The organism is Agitococcus lubricus, assembly GCF_003051055.1.
GTDB lineage: Bacteria > Pseudomonadota > Gammaproteobacteria > Pseudomonadales > Moraxellaceae > Agitococcus > Agitococcus lubricus.
This window is the reverse complement of record NZ_QAON01000017.1, coordinates 17464-32515: the sequence shown is the minus strand read 5'-3', so window position 1 is coordinate 32515 and position 15052 is coordinate 17464. Positions and strand designations below refer to the sequence as shown.

The 15052-nt window shown below is 43.9% G+C and carries 15 protein-coding genes and 1 pseudogene; 5 read left to right on the top strand and 11 right to left on the bottom strand.

Features of this window, described 5'->3' with window-relative positions; genetic code table 11:
• The first annotated feature begins 48 nt into the window (after positions 1-48).
• Positions 49-693 (top strand): glycine-rich domain-containing protein, encoded by a 645-nt coding sequence (locus tag C8N29_RS14030; protein WP_107866702.1) that lies wholly within the window; start codon positions 49-51, stop codon positions 691-693.
• Positions 694-725: 32 nt separating this feature from the next.
• Here the strand turns inward: C8N29_RS14030 and C8N29_RS14025 are convergent, their stop codons facing one another.
• From C8N29_RS14025 to C8N29_RS14010, 4 genes are all read right to left on the bottom strand, one after another.
• Positions 726-1316 carry a malonic semialdehyde reductase gene (locus C8N29_RS14025; protein WP_107866701.1) on the bottom strand — a complete coding sequence of 197 codons (591 nt, stop codon included), beginning with the start codon at positions 1314-1316 and terminating at the stop codon, positions 726-728.
• A gap of 9 nt (positions 1317-1325) precedes the next feature.
• Positions 1326-2012, bottom strand: a complete 687-nt coding sequence (locus C8N29_RS14020; RefSeq protein WP_107866700.1) for a pirin family protein — start codon at positions 2010-2012, stop codon at positions 1326-1328.
• 216 nt (positions 2013-2228) lie between these two features.
• The gene (locus C8N29_RS14015; RefSeq protein WP_107866699.1) at positions 2229-4316 is read right to left on the bottom strand and encodes a GGDEF/EAL domain-containing response regulator; all 2088 of its coding nucleotides are present in this window, start codon (positions 4314-4316) and stop codon (positions 2229-2231) included.
• 48 nt (positions 4317-4364) lie between these two features.
• On the bottom strand, positions 4365-6173 hold the full coding sequence (locus C8N29_RS14010) for a hypothetical protein (RefSeq protein ID WP_107866698.1): 1809 nt from the start codon (positions 6171-6173) through the stop codon (positions 4365-4367).
• 476 nt (positions 6174-6649) lie between these two features.
• Between C8N29_RS14010 and C8N29_RS14005 the strand changes: the two genes are divergently transcribed.
• Positions 6650-7480, top strand: coding sequence for a hypothetical protein (locus tag C8N29_RS14005; RefSeq protein WP_107866697.1), 831 nt, complete (start codon positions 6650-6652; stop codon positions 7478-7480).
• Here the strand turns inward: C8N29_RS14005 and C8N29_RS14000 are convergent.
• The 3 genes from C8N29_RS14000 to C8N29_RS13990 all read right to left on the bottom strand — a co-directional run bounded on the left by C8N29_RS14000 (position 7447) and on the right by C8N29_RS13990 (position 10179).
• On the bottom strand, positions 7447-8352 hold the full coding sequence (locus C8N29_RS14000; RefSeq protein ID WP_107866696.1) for a LysR family transcriptional regulator: 906 nt from the start codon (positions 8350-8352) through the stop codon (positions 7447-7449). The two genes, C8N29_RS14005 and C8N29_RS14000, sit on opposite strands and share 34 nt — an antisense overlap.
• Before the next feature lie 100 nt (positions 8353-8452).
• Positions 8453-9295: an archaetidylserine decarboxylase gene (gene asd, locus C8N29_RS13995; RefSeq protein ID WP_107866695.1), complete on the bottom strand. Its 843-nt coding sequence runs from the start codon at positions 9293-9295 to the stop codon at positions 8453-8455.
• Positions 9296-9360: 65 nt separating this feature from the next.
• Entirely contained in the window at positions 9361-10179 is an 819-nt protein-coding gene (locus C8N29_RS13990) for a sulfurtransferase (protein WP_107866694.1), read from the bottom strand.
• Positions 10180-10299: 120 nt separating this feature from the next.
• On the opposite strand from C8N29_RS13990, the gene pip reads away from it, so the two are divergent.
• The 3 genes from pip (at position 10300) to C8N29_RS13975 (ending at position 12396) form a co-directional block, all read left to right on the top strand.
• Positions 10300-11250 (top strand): prolyl aminopeptidase, encoded by a 951-nt coding sequence (gene pip / locus C8N29_RS13985; RefSeq protein WP_107866693.1) that lies wholly within the window; start codon positions 10300-10302, stop codon positions 11248-11250.
• A 6-nt stretch (positions 11251-11256) separates the two neighbouring features.
• Positions 11257-11694 carry a D-aminoacyl-tRNA deacylase gene (gene dtd, locus C8N29_RS13980; protein WP_107866692.1) on the top strand — a complete coding sequence of 146 codons (438 nt, stop codon included), beginning with the start codon at positions 11257-11259 and terminating at the stop codon, positions 11692-11694.
• A gap of 378 nt (positions 11695-12072) precedes the next feature.
• Complete coding sequence (locus tag C8N29_RS13975; RefSeq protein ID WP_107866691.1) at positions 12073-12396, top strand: hypothetical protein; 324 nt, start codon at positions 12073-12075, stop codon at positions 12394-12396.
• Positions 12397-12854: 458 nt separating this feature from the next.
• Here C8N29_RS13975 and tatC read toward each other — a convergent pair whose 3' ends face one another.
• The 4 genes and pseudogenes from tatC to hisIE all read right to left on the bottom strand — a co-directional run bounded on the left by tatC (position 12855) and on the right by hisIE (position 15052).
• Entirely contained in the window at positions 12855-13613 is a 759-nt protein-coding gene (gene tatC, locus C8N29_RS13965) for a twin-arginine translocase subunit TatC (RefSeq protein ID WP_107866689.1), read from the bottom strand.
• Positions 13606-14055: a Sec-independent protein translocase protein TatB gene (gene tatB, locus C8N29_RS13960; protein ID WP_107866688.1), complete on the bottom strand. Its 450-nt coding sequence runs from the start codon at positions 14053-14055 to the stop codon at positions 13606-13608. The genes tatC and tatB overlap by 8 nt, the downstream gene beginning before the upstream one ends.
• A complete protein-coding gene (gene tatA, locus C8N29_RS13955; protein ID WP_107866687.1) occupies positions 14055-14303 on the bottom strand; it encodes a Sec-independent protein translocase subunit TatA in 249 nt (82 codons plus the stop codon). Before tatA ends, tatB begins: the two co-directional genes overlap by 1 nt.
• A 13-nt stretch (positions 14304-14316) precedes the next feature.
• Positions 14317-15052: pseudogene (gene hisIE / locus C8N29_RS17480) on the bottom strand (bifunctional phosphoribosyl-AMP cyclohydrolase/phosphoribosyl-ATP diphosphatase HisIE).

Sequence of the window (15052 nt, the reverse complement as noted above, 5' to 3'; positions counted from 1 at the left end):
CAAAAGCGCTAAATGCTAAAAGAGTGAGCATTAGCAAGGAGAATAATAATGACGATTGTTCTAATAGCTATCATAGTCTTGGTTTTTTATATAGGTCTTCGCCGTCAACGGTTGAGACATAGACAAGACTTTATTCTAAGCTATGTGTTTGACCCTTCGATAGACCGCCAATTACAACACACATACCCACACTTAAGCCCTCAGCAACGACAACAGGTGCTGGCTACACTCAAAGATTACTTTTTGTTTTGTGTTATGGCGGAATATAAAGGATTGGGCATGTTAAGTATGCCATCGCAGGCGGTCGATGAAGCATGGCATGCCTTTATTTTATCAACCAAAGCCTACGATAGATTTTGTCGGCGTGCCTTTGGTTATTTTTTACATCATCATCCCGCAGAAACCATGTTAAGTCCCACGCAAGCGACTAAGGGGATTAAACGGACATGGAATTTAGCGTGTCAGCACGAAGTGATTAACCCTGATACACCCAATAGGTTACCCAGAATTTTTGCCTTAGACGCACAATTAGCGATTGCGAATGGTTTTATCTATCATCTGGATTGCATGAAAGCCAATCATCAAGAGTCGTACTGTGGTAGTCATATTGGTAGTGGTTGTGGTGGCGGCAGTTGTAGTGGCGATAGCAGTGCAGACAGTGGTTGTAGCGGCGGTTGCGGTGGTGGGGATTAGCTGGGCTTATCATAGATAAGCCCAGCTCTGCGTTAGATAATTTGAGCAGCGTATTCAAACGCTAAACGTGGATGACGTTCATGCAGTTTACGGGCATCGCCATACCCTAAATTGATTAAGAAATTAGATTTAATGGCTGTACCTGCAAAAAAGGTCTCATCAAGTAGGGTGTTATTAAACCCAGACATTGCGCCTGTATCTAAGCCTAATGCCCGAGCAGCCATGATTAAATACGCACCTTGTAAGGAACTATTTCTAAAGGCGGTAGTGTGAATTAAAGCTTCGTTGCCTACAAACCATGCACGCGCATCCGTATGAGGAAACAGTTGGGGCAGTTGCTCATAAAAGGTATAGTCTGCTGCCACAATCACGGTCACAGGTGCGGTCATGGTTTTATCAATATTGCCTTCAGCGAGTGCAGGTTTGAGTTTTGCTTTTGCTTCTGGACTATGAATAAAAACAAAGCGTGCAGGCGAACTATTAGCGGACGTGGGGGCATATTTAGTCAGTTCATACAATTGATGTAAGAGTTCGACGGGCACAGCACGGTCTTGCCACGTTGAAAAGGTTCGGGCTTGCGTAAACAGTTGTGCTAAAGCAGAAGGGTCTAAGGGCTGGTGCATGTTTATCTCCTAACTTAAATCAAACCACAAGGCTTCACCGTCGGCTAAGGCATGAAATACTAAAGAGGCTTCATGCTGTTCAACCTTCAAGGCATCACCTGTAGCTAATTGCCATTGATTCACTGAGCCACCCCCTTGAATAAGGTGTAGGTAGCCGTTGATGTACTGACGAGGCAGTATGATTTGCTGGTCTTGCTTGAATTTTAATCGATAAATGGCCGCATCTTGTTGAATGTGCATAGCATTCGCCATAGGCTCTGGTGCGGCAATTTGCTGTAAAGGCTCATCATTTGTTAAGTGAATTTGTTGATAGCGCGGAGTCGTATTTTTACTATGGGGATATAACCAAATTTGCAGCATGTGTAAGGTGCTACTTTCTCTGTTCATTTCGCTATGACTAATGCCTGTGCCAGCGCTCATCAACTGACATTCGCCTGCGCGGATAGTGGTCTGATTGCCCATACTATCTTCGTGACTGACTGCCCCCGCTAGGACATAGGTTAGAATTTCCATATTATCGTGACTATGCCGCGCGAAGCCTGAATGAGGCTTGACTTTATCTTCGTTAAGTACACGTAAATGGCTAATGCCCATGTGTCTACAGTCGTGCCACGCGGCAAAAGAAAAACTATAGCGGGCGTTGAGCCAGCCATAATGTGCATGACCGCGTTCGTCATGTCGATGTACGCTTAACATGATATTGCTCCAACCAAAACGTTTATCAGCCTCAGACTTAGAGTAGAACGAGACAGTTCAGAGAGCATAAGTAGATTTTTAAGTTGCTGATAGAGTCACTTTGGTGGAATCTTTGTTGCTTATTTGGAAACGTAGCGTATGAGCGATGGGGGTGGTTTGATGATTAAGGTGCGTAGTTGGGGGTAATTTATCATGGCCGTCAACTACGCGGATAACTTAACCTTGATTTTCGTAGACAAGATTTTCGGAGGGGGGCTGTAGATAATAACCTTGTAGATAACGTACCCCCATTGTCCATAATTTAGAGACCGTAGCGGCATTTTCAACGTACGATACAATCAATTGCTTATTGAGCGCATTGATTTCGGTTGCCATTTGTTTGGTCGTATCAAGGTTTTCTTCTTGGCTTAAATCTTGGGTAAATGAGCGGTCGAGCTTAATGTAGTCGGCATCAACGTGTTTGAGTGTATTTAAGGGATTCAGTGTGCAGCCAAAGTTGGTGATTGACACAGAGCAACCCCCTTGTTTGAGTGCAGCAACATGCTCTTTCGCTTGTTTTAAGTAAGTGACGACATCATTTTCGGCAAATTGAATGACTAAGGGCTGACCTTTAGGGTCAATCGCTTTGGTGAGCTTAGTAATTAAATCTGGCAAGCTAGGGTCTTGTAGTGACTCTGCGGTGAGATTTAATAATAAGCGGCTACCTGCATGGCGTGTCAGATGGTCTTTTAAGCGTTTAGAGGCATTAATTAACACCCAACGGTCAATTTTACTCCCCAAGTTATAGCGTTGCGCGACGGTTAAAAACTCATCGGGCGCCATCACTTTCCCATCGGCCAAAGGCAGGCGGACAAACACTTCATAAAACTGCGCGTTTTCATCTTCGACGTCAAACAAGGGTTGGAACAAAATCTTAAATTTATTTTGTTCTAAGGCTTCAACCAATAGCTCACGCAAGGCGGAGTCATTAGCGGCAGCGTTTTCGGCAGGATTATAAATATTAACGCCGTTACCGACTCCTTTATTGAGTAGTTTGACTTTTTCGGCTGCATTGACAGCGCGTGATAATAATTCTTGTGAGTCGGGCGCGGTTTCGCCAATCATCGCCACACCAATACTGAGTGAGGTTTGAATTGTACGGCCATTCGGAATATCAAATAAACGGTCATGTACCATCGGGCAGATTTTTTCTGCTTGAGTGCGGGCTTGTTCGGTGTTGACATCATTAATAATGGCGGTGAATACCGTATCACTAAAGCGGGCAATGGCTGCATTAGGCATCAATTCGCCTAGGAATTTGGCCAAATCAACAATCACAGCATCGGTACCCACAATCCCTGCGCTGGCATTGATTTGCGGTACATTGTCCATACTCATATAAAATAAGGTGCTTTGGATTTTTTCACGGCGAGCTTGAATCAGTGTTTCTTCGAGTTTTTCTTCAAATTGTTGACGGTTAGCTAAGCCTGTTAATTGGTCGATAGACGTCACGGCCTTGAGCTGTTGGGCTAACAATAAGGCTTTACCGCCATCACCTTCATCACGACGAATGATAATCTGGGTACACGGTTCGCCATCGTAACTAGCAGCCGATAATTGCATCATCGCATCAATTTGGTCGCCGTCCGCTTTCATGCCATGAAATTTTAATTCGCTAGAGATTTTTTCGCCTTTACTGTACGAACGTAAAAACTCTTTGAAGCTACTTAAATCTTGTTTAGAGACTAAGTCAATGACGGGCATCCCTTCTAAGTCCTCACCCGATTCATAACCAAACAATTCGACATAGGCTTTGTTGGCATAAATATGCATGCCATCATGGACGTAAGCAATGGCATCTCGTGAGTTTTCGAGTAACAGTTGACAACGCTTTTCGGTTTCTTTTAGGAACGACTCGGCTTTACGCTGCGCACGACGGTGATATAAATTATTTAACTCGCGACGGATACAAAAGACGAGGTGTTGATGTTGATTAAACACAATTGCGTCAACTGCACCTAATTCTAGGGCTTCTACAATAATTTCTTCATCGTAGGTATTCAGTAAGACAATCAGGGGGATATCTTTATCGAGGTTACGAATTGTTTGCAAGGCGTCACTGTAGCCGCCATCCGATAAGGTCTCTGCCGATAAAACTAAATCCCAAGCCTGACTATTGATACTATCTTCAAAATCTTCGATATTAGCGACTAATTGCGGACGGGTGGGTGTGCCTGCGTTTTTGAGAGCCTTGATAATTTCTTCAGTATTATCAGCAGATTGATGCAATACCAATAAACGCAATGTTTCACTTTTGGCGGCCATATTGTCATAAGTCCTAAATGGGATCGGTATACCTTGCTACACGTAAAATTACAGATTAATCCATAAAGAATCAAAGTCATCTTTATTATCAGCTTTCAGCGCTGTGGCAGTAGGTTTACCAGCAACGATGCTTTGAGGTTTATCTTGGGATTGTAACAAGGCAAATTCAAATTGACTAAAACTTTGTGTGGTCAACATCTCTGTGGTTAATTGTACTTTAACTTCTTCATTTCCTAAACGGATTAATACACGATAACCACTACGGAATGAGACATTCGGTGTGATGAGGGTGGCAGGTCGGTGTAACGACTTCATCTCTGGCAGTAATAAGGTACGCATGTATTCGGTACTGTCGCCTGTCTTTTTAATGACGCGTGCTCCACAAGGTTTGGCGCGAGCAGATAAAATTTCTATGCCTGCTTCGGCTCCTTCCGTTGGGAGTTGTTTGACCCAACGAATGACACCAATATTCCAACTGGAGTCGTCGGGTTCGCGCAACGCTAAAATTTCGCCTGTACGCAAGCTAATCGGTGGCTCGCCTTGCCAACGAATACAGTAACCTCCAGGACTAATATTGACGATAGAAACCGCAGTAGGAGGGTATAGGTCGGGCGTACCTTGTTTTTTACGATTATTAGCGACAATTTCGCTTTCGATAGAGTCAACAGAAGATAAGCTAAAGTGCCAAATATCGGGCTGTCCACCTTCTTCGCTTAAACCATTACGCAAAAAGAGATTCGCTTCTTCTTCGGTAAACGTTTGACGGATATTGATAACGCTTTCAAAGTCCAATTCATCCGCTAAATGATAGTGTGTCGCGGTTAAACCTAAACACAAAAATAATTGGCCTTCGTAAGAGCGACGAGCGAATGTACGTTCGGTTGGTGCACTCCAAATCGTAATCAGGTGTTGATATAAGCTCGAGGCTAGGACTTCGCCTTTGGTTAACTGAGCGGGTGGGGTGCTTTGAATCGTTTGTAAATGTTGTACCAGTTTTTGCGCATCAATATACAGTGGATGCGGGACATCAACAGATTTTGACACATAAGACGGTGGAAAATCATTGTCGGTATCAATCAGTAACAGGTCACTGACGCTAAATTTTGTTTTAATTTTTAGGTGGTTAGTCCATAACTCGCTGGCATCATAAATTTGTTTGATTTCGGTTTGGCGTAATTTGTTGGTATGGCTGGCTGCCAAAATCAAACAGCGTAAGTACGACTCGGTGACCGTGAGTGATTGGCTAAAAGGGGCATGCACATCGGGTATTTTGGTTTGTGCCACGCCATAAGCGACGGCAGCACGGTATAAGGTGTGTAAATCTAACCAAAGGCCAACAGGCGAGGGTAAATATAACAAGTGGATTTCTAACAGCAGACCACCCAGTTCACTGATAGCACGTTGAAAACTTTGGGCAGCCAGTTGTTGTTGTTGACGTCGACCAATACCAATAATACTGAGTTTGGTTTGTAGTTTTTCCACACAATCAAAGGCAACGATTTTATAGCCTGTTGCCAGATAGCTGCGTAGCGCCTGTGCCAGTGATGCCACACGGTTAGCGCGGTCTGGTAATAAAATAGACTGATTGAGATAATGTTTGGCAAGCGCTTGTAAAATGAGCTGTACACTGGGGCGCAACACTTCTAAGAGTTCATAACGGTTTTCTTCGGTCGTTTTTAAGCGAGTGAGTTCTTGTAGCGTTTGATATAAACGTTTAGCGGTTTCACCGACATTCATAATCGGCAAGCTGTCTACCCATCCTTGCATCTCAGCTTTAGAATGGCCTACTAGGCTCAGTTGATTCAGGCTTTTTTCAGGCAAACTTTGGCCAATCAGGCTAGTAATTGGTGTTGTCATGGTGTAGACCCATATTTTCCATTATATTGCGTTGATACACGCTTTGTTATGATTACAACTCGCATTGATTATACTAATTACTGGCTGGCGTTCTGCACGTTTGTAGAAAGTCAGTCGTAACAATATTTATTACCTATACTAGGGTAGTTGACATGTTGGCTGCACGCTGAGTCATGGCTTTGAAAGAACAGCACTATAAATGTCAACTGGCCGTATGGTGACGGTTTGCTTCTAAACCGAAGATTTCCGAATGTTAGATGCTATAGTCGAACGCTTGGGTTCAATCATACATCAACAATCCCTAGTATCGTATATATTATGGCTAGCTATTATGCAATATGTAGTTTACATGCTTATATAGCAGAGTGCCTATGCAGATTTTTGTTGAAGCGTATAAAAAGCGCAAGTTAAATCATCGGTTTTAGCTATTTTCTCTACATTTAGAGCAAGAAGCTATCCTTCTTATTAGGCGATTTATGGCATCTACCTTAGCTCCCTTAGAGATTATTCGTTTAAGGGCATACCTATTAGCCCGTATTCGGTCGTTTTTTCAGCAGCGCACTGTGTTAGAAGTGGACAGCATGACCTTGAGCCGATTGCCGTCGGCGCTCAAGGTCGGTGTAGGGCATATCGATGCGTACTTACCCGAGTCTATCGATGCGATTATGCGTGAGCTGGCCAATTTAACGGGGCAATCGGTGTATCAAGTCGGGCATCTCTATAGAGACGAGCCTAAAAGTCGTAAGCATTTAGCCGAGTTTTGTCTAGTAAGCTGGTGGCAACAAGGTAGCTTTACAGCATTAAAACAGCAACTCAGTGAGTTAGTTGCCTACTTGTGTGGCAGTAGTGAGCTGGTATGGCAAGAGCGGCCTTATGTCGACGCGTTTCAACAGCGTCTCAATTTGGATATTCGTCAGGCGTCATTAAAAACATGTAAAGAAGCTGCAAACAGTTTGGGCGTACGGCAGCAGGGCGGTGACCAAGTACAAGCATGGATATCTTTGCTGTATCGTCATTTTATCGAACCTACATTAGGCTACGAGCAGGCCTTGTTATTAACAGAGATTCCTCAGACCTTCATGCCGATGGCACAAATTAAGCAAGAATATGTCGCATTGACCACTACAGAGTCAGCCTATTTGTATATTGATGGCCTCAAATTGGCAACCATTCAGCAGTGTGGCGAGTATGGTGGCGTAAGTTTAGGCTTTGAGCGTTTGGCGATGTTATTAGCCGAACAAATGCGTATTGACCATGTGTGTTGGCAGCCCGCTCATGCGCAAACGAAGGTTGAGCTTAACCCTTGAAAGCAATGTGCCATAAATTGTTCTAAGCCATAAGTGCGGTATTTTTGTCGATGAATCAGGGCAAAAAATTGTCTATTTAAGTTCCAAAATGGGGTTTCTAAGGCGGTGAGTGTGCCGCTAGCAATGGCTTCATCTAAAGATAAACGCGAGGCACAACCAATACCTAAACCACTGGCAACAACCCGTTGTATGGCTTCGGTATGGCCTAGCTCTAATAATACGTGTACATGGGATAAACGACCAATCACCGCATTATCAAAAATCTCTCGTGTACCTGAGCCTGACTCGCGCAAAATCCAGTGTGCCTCTTGAAAGTCCTGCTCTTGTAAGTCCGATTTTTGTGCAAGGGGATGACTGGGTGCAGCAAACACAACTAATTCATCTTTATGCCAAGGAATGACTTCTAGATGTGGTGCATGACAAAAACCTTCAATAAAACCAATATCTAATTCAAATTGTTCTAAGGCATGAATAATGTGACTGGTATTGGCAATATCGAGACTCAACTGGCACTGAGGATAGGTGCGCATAAAACTCGCAATCAACGGGGGCATCATATAGTTACCCACCGTCAGGCTGGCACCAATTTTGAGACTACCTACTTTGTCACCATGACCCCGCGCGATACTTTCTAATTCGTTCGCATGAGCCACAGTGTTGATGGCATGAGGCAGTAATTTACGCCCTAAGTCATTGAGTTGTAAGCGTTTGCCGATACGGTCGAAGAGCACACAATCTAACTGCGTTTCAAAATCCGATAAGGCCATACTCGCAGCACTTTGGGTGAGGTTTAGCTCTTGCGCCGCGCGAGTGACAGTACCGTGTTTGGCCACGGTAACAAATACAGCGAGTTGTTTGAGTGTAATTCGCATATCAGTAAGCCTTATTATGGCCTAGCAATTGATTAGCTAAGCCAATAAATGCTAACAGATATTTTTGATATCGAATAGAGTGTGGATAAAGGACTCAGCCTTATAATGTCACGCCCATTGCTTCGCCCATACGGACAGGGCTAGTGGCTACCAGACGCTTATCCCATGCCATCACATCGGCACCAAACAAGACAATAGCCGTAGAACCTAAATAAAAACGACCGAGCTCATCACCTTTGTTTAAGTGAATCGGCTGTTGGCTGTAATCGGTGCTTATAATTTGTTTACCTTGCGCTTGAATATTGCCAGCCCATGCGGTGGCAATACCCGCTACAATCATCGCCCCGACTAAAACAACCGCCATTGGCCCAAGTGCGGTGTCAAACAGACACACTAAACGCTCATTACGGGCAAACAAATTAGGTACATTTTCGGCTGTTTGTGTGTTCACCGAAAATAAATCGCCAGGTATATAAATCATTTTTTTGAGTTGACCTGTAAACGGCATGTGTACACGGTGATAATCACGCGGCGATAAATATACGGTTGCAAACTGACCCCCAATAAAGGGTTTGGCTAAGGCCTCATCGCCCCCTAACAAGGTGCTCACACGATAATCATGCCCTTTAGCTTGAAAGATTTTGTCTTCGCTAATCTCGCCAATTTGTGAGATGGCACCATCGGCAGGACTGATAATAGCGTTATCGGCGGCAGCAATGGGGCGGGCATTTGCTTTGAGTGCGCGAGTAAAAAAGTCATTAAAACTGGCATAAGCGAGCGGATTTTCTTCTAAGGCTTCGCTCATGTTGATATCGTATTGTGCCGTGAATTGTTTGATAAAGGTATTTTTAATAAACGTATTTTGACTGGCAGCTAAATAACCGACACCACGCGATAAGAGGTGTTGTGGTACGATATGTTGAAAAGCAATAAAGAATGACATAGTAACATCTCGGCAAAAGAAAAAGTGAGCACTGATGTGATTGGTGCAATAGTGGCGAATACGGTTTAATCAAGCGCGATAGGGGTATCTGTTCGGTTGGCCCATTCACTCCATGAGCCAGCGTAGGCTTTGATGTTAAAACCTAACAGTTTGCCCAGCAAATAACTAAACCCCGAACGATGATGTGTTTGACAATAAGTAATAATGGTTTTATCGGTGTTGAGACCGAGTACGGCTAACTCGTCACGAATCACATCAAGCGGGCGTATTTTGAGGGCGTTTTCTTTATCAATCCCTTGAGTCCACTCATAATTAACCGCATGGGGAATGTGCCCACCCCGCATCGCTAAGCGTTGTCGACCCGTATACTCTTCGGGAGAACGTGCATCCCATAACGCATAGTTTGGTGACTGATAGTGGGCGAGTACAAAAGCTAAATCGACTTCGGGAGTGGTTTGCCAATCAAACTGACGCGCGATGAGATTGGCTTTGGCGCTATGCCGTTGATTATCAATCGGTAGACCTGCCGCCAACCAAGCGTGTAAGCCCCCGTTAAGATACGCGTAAGCTGTATGACCGATTAAATCTAACGTCCAAATAAAACGTCCTGCCCACGCCCCCCCTTCGTCATCATAAACAATGACCTGTGTCGTTTCTTGGATACCTAAGTCATTAAAAAGTTGTTCTAACTGGGCGCGGGGTGGTAGCTTACCTGCTGCAGGTAAGTCGCCGCTGACTAATTGTCGTGGATTTACCCAAATGGCATTGGGAATATGCGCTTGTTGATAAACAGATTCTTTGCCTAAATGTACAATTAAATAAGCGGGGTCAGCACAAAGCGGGGCAAACTGTTCTGCTTCAAGTAATAGCGGGAGGGTAGCCATAAGGGACTCAATCAGCAAAATAACAGCGTGATTATACCTAAACTTACACTTGAGTCGATGCTTTGCCCATCAAATCCAACGGTAGAGATGGAAACAATAGCTCATAACGGAGACTGCGACATGCTTGGTTTATATCCAGATATTCAACCCTATCATCAGTTTCATCTACAAGTTGATGATACACATTGTTTATATATTGAAGAAAGTGGTAATCCACAGGGCATTCCTGTGGTCTTTTTGCATGGTGGGCCAGGTGCAGGGACACAGCCTTGGCATCGTCGCTTTTTTGACCCAGCCGTTTATAGAATCGTGTTGTTTGACCAACGTGGTGCAGGACAATCTACGCCACATGCCAGTTTGGAAAATAATACAACCCCCCATTTAATCGCAGATATGGAACAAATTCGCGAGCACTTAGCGATTAGACAATGGTTGATTTTTGGTGGTTCATGGGGTTCAACCTTAGCGATTGCCTATGCAGAGACCTATCCTCAGCGTGTTTTAGGGTTAATTTTGCGTGGTATCTTTTTGTGCCGACGGGAAGACTTATTATGGTTTTATCAGGAGGGCGCAAGCCGTATTTTTCCTGATGCGTGGGAAGATTATCAAAAAGTCATTCCGTTGGAGGAACGGCACGATTTTATGGCAGCCTACCATAAACGACTCACAGGTGATGATGAAATTGCGCAAATGGCAGCGGCAAAAGCATGGTCTGTTTGGGAAGGGATGTGTTCAACGCTGAAGCCCAATCCAAATGTCGTGCATCATTTTGCCGACCCACATACCGCCTTATCACTCGCCCGTATAGAAAGTCACTATTTTGCCCATGACATTTTTTTAGCGCCCAATCAATTGCTGGCACAAGCGCATCGACTCAAACAGATACCAGGTGTCATTGTGCATGGTCGTTACGATGTGGTTTGCCCCTTAGACGGTGCGTTTGCGCTACACAAAGTATGGCCCAGTAGTGAGTTGCATATTATTCGTGATGCAGGGCATTCCGCTGCCGAAATCGGAATTATTGACGCGTTGGTCAGGGCAACGAATGACTTTGCGCGTCGTTTGGGGTAGGACAGTATGAAGGCATTGATTCAACGCGTCTCTGAAGCGAGTGTGACGGTAGATAATCTTTGTATTGGCGCGATTGAGCAAGGCTTATTGGTATTGTTAGGTGTGGAAAAGCACGATACACCTGTCGAAGCCGATAAGCTGTTGCATAAATTGCTCAACTATCGGGTTTTTGCCGATAGCCAAGGCAAAATGAATTTAAGCCTTAAGGATGTTAAAGGTGGTTTGTTATTGGTGTCGCAGTTTACGTTGGCGGCAGAAACACAAAAAGGCTTAAGGCCGAGTTTTTCCTCGGCGGCGGCGCCAATACAAGCACAGGAGTTATATGCCTATATTGTTGCGCAAGCCCGCATACAACACCCGCAGGTGGCAACAGGTCAGTTTGCGGCTGATATGAAAGTGGCGTTAGTCAATGATGGGCCTGTGACGTTTTTATTAGAGACCTAAACGGTAGGGGCTTAGCGCGACAGAGTTTCTCTAAGCCCAGTATGACAAGGAGGGATGTCGTCGACTCAAACGATTAAAAATTGAAGCAAAATCAACGACCTAAAAATAGCGTGAATAACACAAAATAAGCGAATGAATTATTTTTAAGATGATGTTAAAGTAAATAATTAGTTACATTGTTTAAGTGATTGTTTTGTATAGTAAAATTATTTTGTTGCATTTGGTGTTATTGACGAAAAGATAGAAGGCTGCTTAACTAAAAAACAGCATAAATAGCGTAATCAAGACTTAAAACTTGTACAAAAGTTGTCAAGTAAAAGGCAAACCCAATGGGGGGTAAGCTAACACTAAGTCTTAGCAATGATAGAAGGTATAATAATGAAAAACTCGTCTATTTCTTCCAACATACCTGTAATTGAGTTGCCCATCGAGTTATCGAGTAAAAATTTAGAATTGAGATTGCTGCCCTATTGGCAGGGCGTCAAACATTATCGTGCTCAGGCCTTAGAACAATATATCTGCCCGCAAGATTATTATTGGAATATTGTCGCAAGCAGCCACTATCCTACTGTGGCGAATGGCAAAGTGGTGGGCTTACACAGCCGTGCAGATATCTACTTTTCTCGTTTACCCGTAGAAGTAAAAAATAAAATTTGGCGTAATTTTGGTTTGACACAATTACAAATTAAGCGACCGTCATAATGAAATTTAGCTACATAACCTGAGTTCGGGATAAAAAATGTTAATTTCTTGAGTTTTATATAGAAAATATTTAAAGCCTTTATGACAGCCGCCTTCCGCGGGACTGACTTTGGTTTCGGCCAACGTCAGCAAAACCATTTCGTGGTGCAAAACTCGTTGCTTAACAGCAATCCAGCCTTCGCCCTGCATGGCTCAGGCGTTCAGCGGGCAAGCAAGGGTGTTGCTTGAAAGCCCCGCTTCACCCTTGGCTCAAACAGTTGCACCACAACGTCCCAACAGTGCCTTTGACGTTATAAACAGTCATATTTCAACTAAAAAGTCGTAGGCTTATCCCGAACTTAAGTGACATATACAACCCCCAATAACAAAAGACCGCCAATCGGCGGTTTTTATAGTCTTTTATTCAATGGGAGGTGAAAAAACGATGGTTAGCGAATGCCGCTTAGACACAAACCAGACTACTCTTCATTAACGCTTGGTTTTTTCTCAATTAAACGGCCTAAAAGCAAGCCGACTTCAAACAGCATCCACATCAATGTTGCTAAAACGGTCATGGATAGCGCGTCGGGTGGGGTAATAAACATCGAAATAGCAAAACAACCCACAATAATATAGCGGCGTTTATCGGCTAAACTTTCGGTAGAAATGATGCCTGCCATAATTAAAATCAAGACAAAGACAGGAATTTCAAAGGTAAAACCAAATACCAAAAAAAACTTAATACAAAAGTCTAAGTAGGCATTGATGTCAGTCATAAAGTTGACGTGTTCGGGGGCGACACTGACAAAAAATTTGAGTACAGGACCGAGTGTGACAAAATAGGCAAAAGATACACCAATATAAAACAACAGTACACTCGATAGCAGTAGGGGAATGGCTAGCCGCTTTTCGTGTTTATAGAGCGCAGGCGCAATAAAAAGCCAAATTTGATACAGCACATAAGGGATAGCGACAAAAAAAGCGACAAAAAAGGTCAGCTTAAATGGCGCAACAAACGAAGAAGTGATATCGGTTGCGACCATGCTGCTACCCGCAGGCAACAAATGCCGTAATGGGCTAGAGAGCAGGGTATACAGCTCATTTCTAAAAGCCACTAAGGCAAAAAATAATATTAATGTCGACCCAATAATGTGCATGAGTCGGGTTCTTAGCTCAATTAAATGGCCAACAAGTGGCATTTCATCTTGCGGGCTGTCAGGTGGTAGCTCACTACTCATGGCGTTGGGCTTTATCTAAATTGACTTTAGGGGAAGGTGTATCATCAGTAACGGGTGCAGATAATAACAGTTCCTGTTGTACAGGCGGGACTTCAACATAGTCCTGTTTGGCGATATCGGCAAGTGTTTCTGCGGGTATGAGTGTTGACTCACTACGGGCTGCATGGTGGTTGCTGCTGATGCTGTTTTCAAGGTCGCTTAATTCTTGAGTAATAGGTTCTGTGTGACTTTTTAAGCGTTCAATTTCCTTATTCATGCGCTCTTTTAATTCAGCCGCTGCGACTTCTTTTTCAATTTCAATCTGAATGCTCGTGACCGCACGACGAATACGGCCAAGCCATGCGCCTGTCATGCGGGCGGCATGCGGCAGTTTTTCGGGCCCAAGTACCACCAGTGCAATGACAGCTAATAATATAAGCTCGCTAAAACCAACATCAAACATTAGACATTATCTTTTTTGACAGTGTTGACGGGAGTCGCTGTACTATCTATGGTTTGATTTTGACTAATTTGTTGCGTCGTCGGTGGCGGTGTATTAGCCGTGGGTTGCTCGGCATCTTTCATGGAATCTTTGAAACCTTTGATAGCACCACCGAGGTCTTTACCTAAATTTTTCAGTTTAGAAGTACCAAATAATAGTACGACGACAACTAACATAATCAGTAAGTGAGAAAGGGATAAACCTGCCATGATAAAGTACCTCTTAGTGGGGCGTGTGTTGACGAGCTGCTTTTTCGGCGTGGCCAGACGTATGCAAGCGACGAGCCAATTCCTCTAAAACGGCTTGGGAGGGCACATTAAAATGCCCCAACATGACAAGGGTATGAAACCATAGGTCTGCTGTTTCATAAATCACGTCATGCATATCACCTGACTGGGCGGCATCTTTGGCAGCAATAATGGTTTCAGTGGCTTCTTCACCGATTTTCTCTAAAATTTTGTTGATGCCTTTATGGTAGAGACTGGCAACATAAGAGGAATCGGCAGTCGCGTTTTTACGCTCTGCTAAAATTTTATCAAGTTCGGCTAAAATATCAGTGCTCATGTTTTGGCTGCTCATAAATGGCATGTGGGTCTTTTAAGATAGGTTCAACAATTTGCCATTGTTGCTTAGCGTCTAGTTTACGATAAAAGCACGACTGACGTCCTGTATGACAGGCGATGCCACCTAATTGTTCAATTTGTAAAATGATAACATCACCATCACAATCGAGTTGAATTTCTTTGACCAATTGGACATGACCAGACTCTTCGCCTTTATGCCACAGTTTTTGCCGCGAGCGTGACCAGTATACACCGCGTTGGGTGTCGGCAGTTAATTGTAAGGCTTCACGGTTCATCCATGCGACCATCAGCACTCGGCCTGTATGTGCATCTTGTGCAATGGCGGGAATCAGGCCATCGGCATCAAATTTGATGGTATCTAAAAAGCTCGTCAT

Excerpts from the sequence above, each read along its gene's own strand:
- C8N29_RS14030 (WP_107866702.1), top strand. The coding sequence starts at position 49 with ATGACGATTGTTCTAATAGCTATCATAGTCTTGGTTTTTTATATAGGT.
- C8N29_RS14025 (WP_107866701.1), bottom strand. The coding sequence starts at position 1,316 with ATGCACCAGCCCTTAGACCCTTCTGCTTTAGCACAACTGTTTACGCAA.
- C8N29_RS14020 (WP_107866700.1), bottom strand. The coding sequence starts at position 2,012 with ATGTTAAGCGTACATCGACATGACGAACGCGGTCATGCACATTATGGC.
- C8N29_RS14015 (WP_107866699.1), bottom strand. The coding sequence starts at position 4,316 with ATGGCCGCCAAAAGTGAAACATTGCGTTTATTGGTATTGCATCAATCT.
- C8N29_RS14010 (WP_107866698.1), bottom strand. The coding sequence starts at position 6,173 with ATGACAACACCAATTACTAGCCTGATTGGCCAAAGTTTGCCTGAAAAA.
- C8N29_RS14005 (WP_107866697.1), top strand. The coding sequence starts at position 6,650 with ATGGCATCTACCTTAGCTCCCTTAGAGATTATTCGTTTAAGGGCATAC.
- C8N29_RS14000 (WP_107866696.1), bottom strand. The coding sequence starts at position 8,352 with ATGCGAATTACACTCAAACAACTCGCTGTATTTGTTACCGTGGCCAAA.
- asd (WP_107866695.1), bottom strand. The coding sequence starts at position 9,295 with ATGTCATTCTTTATTGCTTTTCAACATATCGTACCACAACACCTCTTA.
- C8N29_RS13990 (WP_107866694.1), bottom strand. The coding sequence starts at position 10,179 with ATGGCTACCCTCCCGCTATTACTTGAAGCAGAACAGTTTGCCCCGCTT.
- pip (WP_107866693.1), top strand. The coding sequence starts at position 10,300 with ATGCTTGGTTTATATCCAGATATTCAACCCTATCATCAGTTTCATCTA.
- dtd (WP_107866692.1), top strand. The coding sequence starts at position 11,257 with ATGAAGGCATTGATTCAACGCGTCTCTGAAGCGAGTGTGACGGTAGAT.
- C8N29_RS13975 (WP_107866691.1), top strand. The coding sequence starts at position 12,073 with ATGAAAAACTCGTCTATTTCTTCCAACATACCTGTAATTGAGTTGCCC.
- tatC (WP_107866689.1), bottom strand. The coding sequence starts at position 13,613 with ATGAGTAGTGAGCTACCACCTGACAGCCCGCAAGATGAAATGCCACTT.
- tatB (WP_107866688.1), bottom strand. The coding sequence starts at position 14,055 with ATGTTTGATGTTGGTTTTAGCGAGCTTATATTATTAGCTGTCATTGCA.
- tatA (WP_107866687.1), bottom strand. The coding sequence starts at position 14,303 with ATGGCAGGTTTATCCCTTTCTCACTTACTGATTATGTTAGTTGTCGTC.